The sequence below is a fragment of the Lewinella sp. 4G2 genome, from assembly GCF_001625015.1.
Taxonomy (GTDB): Bacteria; Bacteroidota; Bacteroidia; order Chitinophagales; family Saprospiraceae; genus Neolewinella.
The window spans coordinates 3,384,686-3,395,719 of sequence record NZ_LVWJ02000014.1; the positions used below are offsets into that span (position 1 = coordinate 3,384,686).

At 54.7% G+C, this 11,034-nt stretch carries 9 protein-coding genes; 4 read left to right on the plus strand and 5 right to left on the minus strand.

Annotated elements, in window-relative coordinates:
* Nucleotides 1–2: 2 nt before the first annotated feature.
* From A3850_RS14100 to A3850_RS14115, 4 genes are all read right to left on the minus strand, one after another.
* A complete protein-coding gene (locus A3850_RS14100) occupies nt 3–2,243 on the minus strand; it encodes a chondroitinase-B domain-containing protein (RefSeq protein WP_076639957.1) in 2,241 nt (746 codons plus the stop codon).
* Nucleotides 2,244–2,586: 343 nt separating this feature from the next.
* On the minus strand, nt 2,587–3,291 hold the full coding sequence (locus tag A3850_RS14105; RefSeq protein WP_068217722.1) for a FadR/GntR family transcriptional regulator: 705 nt from the start codon (nt 3,289–3,291) through the stop codon (nt 2,587–2,589).
* 543 nt (nt 3,292–3,834) lie between these two features.
* The gene (locus A3850_RS14110) at nt 3,835–4,701 is read right to left on the minus strand and encodes an RNA polymerase sigma factor (protein ID WP_068217725.1); all 867 of its coding nucleotides are present in this window, start codon (nt 4,699–4,701) and stop codon (nt 3,835–3,837) included.
* A 4-nt stretch (nt 4,702–4,705) separates the two neighbouring features.
* Nucleotides 4,706–5,353, minus strand: coding sequence for a hypothetical protein (locus A3850_RS14115; protein WP_157501214.1), 648 nt, complete (start codon nt 5,351–5,353; stop codon nt 4,706–4,708).
* 216 nt (nt 5,354–5,569) lie between these two features.
* Between A3850_RS14115 and A3850_RS14120 the strand changes: the two genes are divergently transcribed.
* The 4 genes from A3850_RS14120 (at nt 5,570) to A3850_RS14140 (ending at nt 8,775) form a co-directional block, all read left to right on the plus strand.
* Nucleotides 5,570–6,268, plus strand: a complete 699-nt coding sequence (locus A3850_RS14120; protein WP_068217731.1) for a hypothetical protein — start codon at nt 5,570–5,572, stop codon at nt 6,266–6,268.
* Nucleotides 6,269–6,477: 209 nt separating this feature from the next.
* Nucleotides 6,478–7,122, plus strand: coding sequence for a hypothetical protein (locus A3850_RS14130; protein ID WP_157501217.1), 645 nt, complete (start codon nt 6,478–6,480; stop codon nt 7,120–7,122).
* 280 nt (nt 7,123–7,402) lie between these two features.
* The gene (locus A3850_RS14135; protein ID WP_068217740.1) at nt 7,403–8,011 is read left to right on the plus strand and encodes a DUF6624 domain-containing protein; all 609 of its coding nucleotides are present in this window, start codon (nt 7,403–7,405) and stop codon (nt 8,009–8,011) included.
* Nucleotides 8,012–8,094: 83 nt separating this feature from the next.
* A complete protein-coding gene (locus A3850_RS14140; protein ID WP_068217742.1) occupies nt 8,095–8,775 on the plus strand; it encodes a hypothetical protein in 681 nt (226 codons plus the stop codon).
* A 15-nt stretch (nt 8,776–8,790) separates the two neighbouring features.
* On the opposite strand, the gene A3850_RS14145 is transcribed toward A3850_RS14140, so the two are convergent.
* Entirely contained in the window at nt 8,791–10,947 is a 2,157-nt protein-coding gene (locus tag A3850_RS14145) for a S46 family peptidase (RefSeq protein ID WP_082921826.1), read from the minus strand.
* Between the last annotated feature and the right edge of the window lie 87 nt (nt 10,948–11,034).

The following is an 11,034-nucleotide window of genomic DNA, read 5'->3' on the forward strand; positions in this document are numbered from 1 at the left end:
AATCATTCCAGCCTAGTACCGATCGCCCGGCCGTTAAGAGAAGTCATCGGTTCCGTCAAATCACGTTTGAGCCCCGCCGTGCGGTAGGGTTCGCCGTTGTCTACGAGTTTCGTGCCGCCGGAGAAGACGGAATTGGTAATGTCGACCACCGGCTCACCGACCACCAGGTGGAGGGCAACCGGTTTGGAATCGTCGAAAATGCAACCGTCAATCTGTACCACTTGCGTGCCGTGGAGGCGGATCGAAGCCCCCGTGCGGTTGCGTTTGTCGCCACCAATTTCGTCGAAAGTGCAGTCCTTGATGGTCACCATCGGGCCCAGCGTGCTTTCATCGCGGCCGCCCCGGTGGATGTGGATGGCTTCCTGACCGATATCATCAAACAGGCAGTTTTCAACGACCACTGATTGGGCATTATACACGCCAATATCATCCGTTTCCCGGTCGAGGGCGAGCACGCTGCCGGAGACGTTTTCAAAGCGATTATTGCGCAGCACGATCGAGTCCGCAAAGGTGTTCTTGTATACGCGCAGGACGTTGAAGCTGTGGTTGATGTCCAGGTCCGTAAAGTCGCAATCCTCAATGAATAGCTTGTAGTTCCTGATCATGCTGTAGCGGCTGGTGCGGACGACGGCGTTCAGTGGGCGGTCGCGGCAGGCCTTGCCATCCACTTTGACGCCACGGAGCATTAGCGAACCCCCGTTTTCGATGTTAAAAAGCGTTGTTTTTTCGAAGAGCAGCGTCGGCTTTTCCGCCAGACCCTCCGCAGCGATCACGCTGATGGGGTGGGGGAGATCGATGGATTTCGTGGTACGGTATTCCCCCGCGGCGGTGAGGCGCAAAACGTCACCGCGCGAAGAGCTACGCACGGCTTCCCAGATGGTGTTGGTACCTGGGCTGACGTCGATCGTTTTTCCGGTCGCGAAGAAGGGTTCCTGTACGTCCATCTCGTAGTAGGAAGCTCCCGTATTTTCGGCGGTCGCCATGAGGTCGATACCCCGGCGAATACTGTCCGACACCGCTAAACCGCTGGGTAATAGAATGCCATTTCCAACATCTTCGAGGTTTATCTCACGGCTCTCAAAACCGGTAGATTGTAGTGGTTTCAAGCCATCGCTGAGCAGATTGCCCCGGAAGGTGATGCCGGAGAGGTCGTCAAAAACGTTGAATAGAGAGCCACCGGATTTGCGGTAGAATACGTTGTCGGTGAAGGTCGTCCGGTCCGGCGTTGCGCTGCGTTCGGCGTCGCTACCCACCGCGAGGCCCACGTTCGCACATTCCACCAGTATGTTGCGGCTGATATCCGAATCCGTGACCTGAACGTAGCGGTTCAACGGGGAATTGGGTACGCCATTCATCACCGTCAACGCACTGCGAAACCGATATCCCTGGAGGCCACTGAGGTAGTTATTCACTACGGTTTGCTTAGCGTTGATCACGCGGATACCGCCCGTGTGAGCCAATCCGGAACCGAAGAAGAAGTTATTGTTGATGGTCGTCTCATCACCGTGACGGATCGTCAGCGTGCCGCGGCTATTCCTGAAAGTGTTGTAGCGGTAGATGTTCTGGCCGGACTTATTGGAAATAATCTCCACTTCGCCGTTGCACTGCTCAAAGAGATTGGCCTCCACGAGCGTGTTAGAGTTGAACATGCAGTAGTGCGAGGTACCGATGCGCAGCGTCTCCCCGCCATTCGAACCCAACGTACCCCGATAACCGAAATAGTTGTGGTCAACCCGGTGGTAGTTCTCGCGGTCGGCTTCATCGCCAAGGCGCACGGCCAGTAAAACGCCCTGGTTGCGTTTCCCGACGAAGCTATTGTGATCTACGCGGTTGTTGCGCCCGTAGAGGGCCACCCAGTAGTCACTATCAAAGCGCTCATTGGGGTTGTAATTGTCGACCACGCACTGCGTCACGCGGCAATGATTACAGACGCCTTCTTCCGTCCGAAAGCTAATCACTTCACTCGTTGGGGTGAAACCGTTTTGGAAAACGAAGCCTTCAACAATGATGTATTCACCGGAAATGGCCAAACTGGATTCACCTTCCAAAATGACACCGCCATCCGTTTCCGCGACCAGGTAGATCGGGTTCTCTGATGTTCCCATGGCGTGTAGCGCAAATTCCTCATCTGTGTACGTTCCGTTGGGCACGACGATTCGGTCCCCCGGTCCGGCGGCGTCCAGTTGTGCGCGAAAATCTGTCGGAGCAGGTGCTTCGCAACCAAGAGCAGCTATCAAGAGCATTAGACAGACTAACCACCGCAAGGAGGTTGATGTGGGCGCTGCCGCGGGTGCAGAGTGAAGGATAGGGTGCAAAGAAGTGTATTTTGTAGTGCTGATCGGCTGCCGCTAAAGAGGGTAGGTCAAGGTTAGCAACGGACAAGTAACTGACCGTTAACGCAAGAGCGTATTCGCAAAACCATAACCAAGTTATCCCTCCAAACCCATTGGTAGAATTGGGTTATTTCGGTGGTGGCCGGCGCTTAAAATTTGCCGGCCTCAGTAGTGAAAGTATTTTGAATCGACTTATAAGAAAGTGAGCGCCAAAGCTGGATTGGTGAGAATCAGCTCGGGCGCCCGATAGCTTTTAGGTTTGCAAACCCTTGCTGAAGTTCACAACGTCCTTCAGGTGGCGGCGCATGGCTTCCTCGGCACCCTCCACGTCCTTGCGGCGGATGTGACGTAGAATCTCTTCGTGCTCCAGGTGAGCTCGGAATTCTGTTTTATCGTCACAGACGCGGTAGTTCATGTGGTACCGGATGATATCCGGAGTGATAACCATCATCAACGACTTGAGTACGCCATTTTTACTCGCGTCAGCGATACTGAGGTGATACATTAAATCCTCTTCGATGGAGGACTCACCCGCAGCGGTCTTGACTTCATAAGCCTCAATGGCGCGTTGGATCTCTACGAGATCTTCGTCCGTCCGGCGCATGGCAGCCAGCTTAACGCACTGAATTTCTAACATCACGCGGGTCTCTACGAGGGACGCAAAATCGCTTTCTTCAAGTTGGAGGACGTCCGTGATCAGTCCTTCCAAAGCGGCAATACCCAGACCTGATACAACGGTACCGCTTTGGGGGAGGGTACGCAGAATACCGTAGAACTCCAACTTGCGTAGTGCATCCCGCACGTGGCCGCGGCTGACGCCCAATCGTTCGGCCAGCTTGCGCTCCGCCGGCAGCCGATCTCCGGGGGAAAGTTGCCCTGAAGTGATGAGCGCCCGCATCTGTTTAATGATCATGTCGACGGGGGAGTCCACCTTGATCTGATTAAAGTTGTGTAACATGTGTGATGATGATGTCCGGGTAGTCAAAGTTCTGCCCCAAAGATAGCAAAGTTAATTGGTTGACCAAATATTTGGTTGACCAATCCGATGGCAAGAAAAGTCGCTTGTTTTGGTATGGTGTGGAGACACGTACGATGCTTATAAAGTATCGTATTTGATTGGTAGGCAAGGGTTTATAAAATAAGTAAATCCATATGCGTAATTGTGCCGCGCTTGTGCCATTCTGTTGGCGTTAGAGATTGCTAATGTGTGCTAGTGGGTTGGCAATGGGGCGTGTGGCTATTTGGTTAACCAATTAATTGGGGAATTATATCTGGGCTGCCGGAAAGGTGGCATCGCTATGTAGATCGGGGTTTTTAGGTTGGGAATTAACGAAAATCCAGGGTCGTCGGTCCTACGGACCTTGGGACCCTGGGCTACCGGGGATCCTTTCAGGATCACTTATTTGACAATAGGCCGTCCAAAATGCCGAATGCAACGTCCAAAAAGCAACGTCCAACGTCCATATCCACCGTCCAAAATCCAACGTCTAAAATCCAACGTCTATAGATCAAACACCTCCCGCACCCGCTCATCCGCCACCAACTTTCGGAACCGCACCGCCCAGTCCGGGCCATCGTAGTAGGGGTGTTGCCGGTACAACTCTACGTAGTCATCCGCTAGCAAAGTGTCGACGGGGCCAACGGCGGCTTTAGCTCGTTGAGCCACCGTCCGCAGGGTAGGGCGGGTGAATTTGAGTTGTTGCGGATCCACCCAGCCGGCGGCGATGAAGGCGGTGGTTTTGGCCCGGCAACGGCAGGGGTTAGCTTTGTTGATGAGCCCACACTTCGCATTCATAAAGTTGCGTAGATCACGGCGGGCGCGTTGCAGTCGTTTACGGTACGTATCCGCCGGAACGCCAAATACCTCCGCACCCACGGCGGAAGGCACCCCGAAAAGGTCCCCCAGAATAAAGACCAGGCGTTGTTTGCGGTCCAGACAGAGGAGCATTCCGAGCATACAACCTAGTTTAGCTTCTTCGACGATGAGGCCGGCATCCGGCTCGGTGTCCGCAGGCAATTGTAGTGGCTGCAAGAGCATACTATCGAGCGCCTCACCATACTGTTCAAAACTAGTGATCTCACCTTCCAGCGGCGTTTTCTCGGCATCCAGGAAAGTGTTGACGACTATCCGGTACGCCCAGGTGCGGAAGGACGATTTGCCGGCAAACTGGCCAATGCGGGTGACGATTTTTACCAGCGCCTCCTGCGATAAATCCTGCGCATCCTGCGGGCTGAGGGCGTAGCGTAGCGCCACGTTGTAAATGAAGGCCTGGTGCCGCCGGATCAATTGATCAAGGGCACTCAGGTCGCCATTCGTGGCCATCTCCACCAATTGCTCATCGAGCAAATCGCTGTTATCGGTAAGCATTGAGCTAGTTAAGTTTAATGATCGGCCCGCCGTCGGTACCAGCCGCCGCAAAAAGGCCGAAGACCTTCATTTCGGAAATGCTACTAAAGTACGGACCGAGTTCGGGTAATCCCATCAGGGCGGCTGCGGCCAGTTCGTGTTGTTCCTTGGATTGCCAGATGGCCAGGTCGCCCAGCACATCGGCATCCTTGTCGTGGCGCAGCATCGCGTGGTGATGGCACCCTTCCCGTTGCGACAAGAGGCTATGCAGTTTTGGGTGGATGGCGTGGCTGGTGGCGGGGTCTTTAGTGGAAAAGAGGGCCAGCTCCAGTAGTCCTGATTTCGTTTCCATAGTACCTCGAAGGTCTGCCGCGTTGACGGACGACCGGTAGTGCCCCATGTGCTGAACGGCCGCAATGGCGGCGGAGAAGAATTGGAAATCAGGGTCCGCCATCACCATTTCTGCGGCGGCGAAGGCGGAGTCGAGACCATCCCAACAAACCACGTCGGCACGCATCTGTCCGTCCTCTCCGACCCAGTGGCTCCACCACCGTAGTCCGGAGGCCTTGTCCCACAGGAGCTTTGCGGCCTTGCTAACGACAGGTAGAAAAGTGTCCTGAGCCATTTCCGTTGGCGTGTAGACAACAATTTCAAGAAAAGATTGAGTATCCATAGTATCTGGTTTTATACTTGGACGATCTCAGCGTCTTCCCGTGACCGAAAACCCAGTATTTTTCCAAACTCTTGCCCCAAATGGGTAACAACAAGCCCATGACTCTCCACCGTCAGGTGGCGGACCCATACCTTTCAGTAATATTCCAAAATCCAAAATCCAAAATCCAAAGTCCAAAGTCCAAAGTCTAAAATCCAACGTCTAAAGTCCCAAAATTTGCGCCCCCACCTAACCCTCCTCTTCCTAACCTTCTCCCTGGCCCTCACCGCCCAGCCCGACCGCAACCAAAAGTTCGCTGCCGCCGCAATGGTCGGCCTCAACATGTCCCAAATCCACGGAGATCGGTACTTCGGGTACCGCAAGCCGGGGATACGATTTGGGGTAGAGACGCAGGTACTTTTTCGGCCGGAGCTTTTTCTTACGGTTGGGGTAGGGTACTCCCGCGAAGGAGCGCAGCCCAACGCGGAGGAGATCCGCATCGACGGGGGCAACGGCACCCAGCTCAACCTGTCCATGATCCAGGTACCCATACTACTGAACTACCGCATCGGTAACCGCAAGGCCACGGGTAAGCGGGACAATTTTGCTTTGTACCGAAGTCCTATCCTCCAGGTCGGCGCCAAGGTCACGCGGCTCATCAAATTCAGTACTGCCAACCGTGGCTTTTTTGATCAACTCCGCGCCGCGCCACCCATCAACGAAGTCGGCCTCGAATTTCGCGACATCGACGTAGCCATCATCGCCGGAGCTACCGCGCCCATTGGCCTTCGCTACGCGGTCTTCGTTCAACACGCCCTTTCCGTCCGCGGCCTCTACGATCCGGACGCATTAATTCCCTACGAAGGCACGCGCCTTGAGGTAAGCCAATTGCGCCCCTATGCACTTTCCGTTGGACTAAAGATCAATGTCTATTGATTCGAACGCAAAAAGGTCCATCTCAAATAGAGATGGGATCAGGTAGCAGAGTTGTACAAAAAATTAAAAACTAGATCTACCATTCTTACGCTGTACGAACGCAGTGAGCATATACTTGCGGTAGCCATTCAGTCCTCACTAATCGAGTATCGAGTATCGAGAATCCAATTTTGAGAATCGAGAATCGAAATTGAGCATCAATTTCGCCCATGTTTTCCCCAACCCAGCTTATCGCCCTCTCCGATTTCGCCCTAGCGGCCTGCTGCTTATTCATGTCCGGCTGGCTCTTCGGTAGGCTGTCCGCTCCGCATTCCCGCCCCGGGCTGCTTTGCTTTTTCATGCTCTTTGCCGGTGCCGCACCGTTTCTGGGTGGGGTAGACCACGGATTTTTCGAGCCCCTTGGCGCCCGCTTTATCCCTCGGCTCATCACCTACCTGATGATCGCCGCCGGCACTTTTTGCCTCTTCCGCTACACCATTCTCACCTACCTGCCAAACGCCCGGAAAGTACTCATGCCCATCGCTTTTCTCCAACTGGTAGGTTTTGTTGCAGCGTCCTTTCTGACGGATAATTTCCTGCTCGTCATCGGCAATTTCACCCCGGTGCTGGTCCTTTTCGTCGCCATGAATCTCCTTCAGCGCAAGGCCGGCCCAGGCCGCACCTGGTTGGCGACATACGGTGTGGTGATGACGGCCGCCTCCCTCATCCAGGCCCTCGGCATCGCCATCCCCGGCCTCCTCGACGCCGATACCTTCTCCCACCTTGTCGCATTAGCCAGCTACGCCTTTTTCTTCCTGGGTGCCCGCGATGTTATCCACGCTCATCAAGCCGTCCCGAAGGGCCGGCCTACGTAGCGATGGCACACCGTCAGGTGGCCCATTCTACTTGGCATGGTGGTCCATTCTTCACCGCACGTCGGCTTATTCACTACCGCACGTTGGCCCATTCTACATAGTCAGGTCACCCTTCACAAATTCTCCGTTCATTCCTATCTTCCACTCAACAATCAGGGCGCTGCCGCAGGTGCAAAGCCAAGGAACAAGAAACAATAGGTAAGGCCCGGTTTACTCGCCCATCTCCCTGGCACCCGCGGCAGCGCCAACTTGTGGATGTCTGAATGTAAGGTGAACTGATATGGAAAAAATCACCCTGGATTGGGCAAAAGCGGAACTAGTAAAATGGGCCCGCGAAGACCTCGCGCTACGGGATGCTCTCATCGCGGAAGGCAGGCTGGGGGAGGGGTATGATGTGGCTATGGAAGCCCTGCACGTTAAGAATGCGGACCGTTTGGAGAGGGTGATTTCCCAGTTAGGTTTCCCCACCGAAAGTAGGGTTGAGCCCGAAGCCGCCGAAGCTGCTTGGCTCATCGTACAGCACGCGATCAGCCGGCCAAATTTCATGCGAGCGTGCCGCGATGTACTGAAGGCGGAACCAGCGGCTAACCTGCGCGAACGCGTCCGCCTAGCCTACCTGGAAGATCGCATCGCCATCTTTGAAAACCGGCCGCAGACCTACGGCACCCAATTTGATTACGATGCAAACGGCGAACTCTCTCCTCAACCAATCGCTGACGCGGACGGGGTGGATGAACGGCGTGCCGCTCTCGGACTGGATTCACTCGCCGAAAGAACTAAAAAGATGAGAGATCGCGCGCAAAGAGCAAGCGATTACCCCAGGGTAGGCCACGCCGAACGCAAACTGCAATATGAAAAATGGAAACGGCGCGTCGGTTGGCTCAAGTAGTCAGCACCTCGGTAGGATTAATTCAGTAATCTCTTCAGGCTTCTCCGAAAGATGAAGTTTCTATTTGTCGCTTATTTTGCGGCATGAAATACACCCCCAATCTACTATTACTTGCCATAGCGCTTCTACTTCCCATCATCTCGGTATCCGCCCAAACCCTTGCCGTGACCGAATACGGAGACACCATCTTCGTCTACGACAACGGCACGTGGAGCTACGACATGCTCGACGAAATGCCCGAGCAGGAAACGGTGTTTGACTACCTGAACCAGGAACTCGACATCGTTGAAATTGAAGCGCCCTTCACCACACCCGCGAAGGCCCAAAAGGTACTGACGGCCCCGAACGATATGTTCGACGTCAAGTACGACGCCAGCGTTTGGAAGCGGGTACCACCCGCCACGCTCAATGAAGATGCGACCTTCGCCATTCAGGGCAAGGAAAGAGATATTTGGTGTGTCGTCATCGCCGAGGAGACAGAAATCTCGAAGGACAAACTCTTGTTGATAGCCAAGAACACACTTGACGAGAGCTCTGGCAAGAAATCCGAAATCCTATCCGTGGAAGCGCGCAACGTCAACGGAACGGACCTGCTGCGTGGCGTCCTCAAAGCGGACCTGAATGGTCTGGTGATTGTCTTCGACAGCTACTACTATTCCAACGATGCCGGCTCCGTGCAATTCGTTACCTGGACAACCGAAACCGTTTGGAAGCGCAACCAGGAAATGATTCACGATTTACTGAATGGCTTCGTGGTGAAGTAGGGTACCGCCTTTCGGCTATTTCACCAAAGTCATCTCCTCCACCAAGTGTGGCGCACCGCCCAATTTATCAATCAGGAAGAGCACGTACCGAACGTCGACCATGATATTCCGGCAAATGGCGGGGTCGTAATTAACGTCGCTCATTGTGCTCTGCCAGGTACGATCGAAGTTGAGGCCGACGAGGCGACCGTTGGCATCCAGGGCGGGGCTACCGGAGTTGCCACCGGTGGTGTGGTTGGAACCGAGGACGCAGACGGGTAATTTGCCGTCGGCGGTGGCGTATTGGCCGTAGTCCTTTCCCTCGTGCAATTCAATGAGTTTGGCCGGTAGGTCGAATTCGTAATCGCCGGGGACGTACTTGTCGATGACGCCGTCGAGGTAGGTCATGTAGTGGTTGTCCTTGCCGTCGAGACCCTCGAAGCCTTCGAATTTGCCGTAGCTGACGCGGAGGGTGGAGTTGGCATCCGGGTAGAATCTTTTTTCGGGGAACATCGTCATCAAGCCCTTCATGTACTGGCGTTGGAGGGGTGCTAGGCGCTGTTGGTACTCATTGTAGATATCGACCACGTGGGTTTCGTTGTGCTTATTGAGCTGAAGGACGAATTGGTAGGCCATGTCGCCCTTGATCATGTCCACCGCACCCTGAGGATTGGTTTCCAGCAAGTTGATCAGCCGGTCCCCGCGGGTGAGGTAGCTGCGGTTGAAGAGGTCCTGAATAACGCGGCTCTGGCTACCGGCGAAGTCGGCCTGATCGCGGACGTACTGGCTCTGGTACTGCTCCGGTAATTCCTCGTAGTAAGCCGGCAACAGGGCTAGCGCGACCCGCTTGTCGATCTCCGCATTGTAGCCCTTGTAGAAATTCTTCAGGTAGTTCACGATCCGAGGCACTCGGGCGGTGAAGGCTTCGATGCCGTTGTTATCCGCGACCCGGAGTTGGCCACGGAGTACGCTGGCGATGCGAAATAGATCGACGTTGTAGTTGATCTCACTGACGTAGGCGCGTGCTTTTGCGACTTCTTCCCGCTTCGCGATGATGCTATTGATCTCTGGAAGTAGGTTGCCGTAGGCCTGCTTAGCGTTAGGTTTGGCCGCCAGCCGCTGATTGTACTCGGTTTCCATGGCGGACCGATTTTCTATCCCATCAAAGGTGGCTACGCCTTCGCTTTCGCCGCGCCACTTTTTCCAGGAATTAGCGATGCGGGCCTGCTTACTGGCGTAATCGATTTTTACCTGTGGGTTGGCCCGCATGGCGCTATCGATGACGGCTAGGCTCTTGTCCCGCATGCCGATGCGGATGGGGTTGACGACCTCCGTCCGTTGGCGCATGGCTTCGGCGCTGAGGTACTGATCCGTGCGGCCGGGGAAGCCAAAGATCATGGAGAAGTCGCCGGGTTTGACGCCGGCCATGCTGATTTCGAGGTGCTTTTTGGGCGTCATCGCCACGTTCTCAGGAGCGTAGTCGGCCGGGCTGCCGTCGGGGGCGGTGTAGATGCGGAAGAGGCTGAAGTCGCCGGTGTGGCGGGGCCATTCCCAGTTATCGGTGTCGGCGCCGTATTTACCAATGGAAGAGGGTGGGGTACCCACCAAGCGCACGTCGGTGTACTTTTTGGTGACGAAGGCGAAGTACTGGTTACCATCGTAGAAAGGCTTGACGAGCACTTCCTCGAACTTGTTGAGTTGGTAGCCTTCTTTAAGGGCATCGATGTTGCCGGAGATCAATTTGTCCCGATCAGACTCGCTCAGCTCATCCGTCACCCCTGCGAGCACCTGGTCGGAAACGTCTTCGATGCGTTCGATGAAGGTGACGAAGAGCCCGGCGTTGGGTTTTTCTTCCATCTTGTTCTTGGCCCAAAAGCCATTTTCCAGAACGTTATCCTCCAGCGTTGAATGGCTCTGGATGGCCCCAAATCCACAGTGGTGATTGGTGAGGACGAGCCCTTGATTAGAGATCACCTCTCCGGTACAGAACCCACCGAAGTGGACGATGGCATCCTTAAGGCTGCTGTTGTTGATATCGTAGATATCCTTTGCGGAGATCTTCATCCCCATGGCCTGCATTTCCTCTTCGTTGAGGTTCTCCAGGAGGAGGGGCAGCCACATTCCACCTCCAGCGGAGAGGGAGATGGTGACGAAACAGGTAAGAATTAAAGAGAGGAAGGGGCGGATGAGCATACTGGTTTATTTGGGGAGGGTAAGGTAGGGATTTAACGAAAATGTGGGGGTGGGTGGTGGTGGTTACCGTCTGCTGTTTGTGGAATT

Coding starts and splice junctions, on each gene's coding strand:
- A3850_RS14100 (WP_076639957.1), bottom strand. CDS start 2,243: ATGCTCTTGATAGCTGCTCTTGGTTGCGAAGCACCTGCTCCGACAGAT.
- A3850_RS14105 (WP_068217722.1), bottom strand. CDS start 3,291: ATGTTACACAACTTTAATCAGATCAAGGTGGACTCCCCCGTCGACATG.
- A3850_RS14110 (WP_068217725.1), bottom strand. CDS start 4,701: ATGCTTACCGATAACAGCGATTTGCTCGATGAGCAATTGGTGGAGATG.
- A3850_RS14115 (WP_157501214.1), bottom strand. CDS start 5,353: ATGGATACTCAATCTTTTCTTGAAATTGTTGTCTACACGCCAACGGAA.
- A3850_RS14130 (WP_157501217.1), top strand. CDS start 6,478: ATGTTTTCCCCAACCCAGCTTATCGCCCTCTCCGATTTCGCCCTAGCG.
- A3850_RS14135 (WP_068217740.1), top strand. CDS start 7,403: ATGGAAAAAATCACCCTGGATTGGGCAAAAGCGGAACTAGTAAAATGG.
- A3850_RS14140 (WP_068217742.1), top strand. CDS start 8,095: ATGAAATACACCCCCAATCTACTATTACTTGCCATAGCGCTTCTACTT.
- A3850_RS14145 (WP_082921826.1), bottom strand. CDS start 10,947: ATGCTCATCCGCCCCTTCCTCTCTTTAATTCTTACCTGTTTCGTCACC.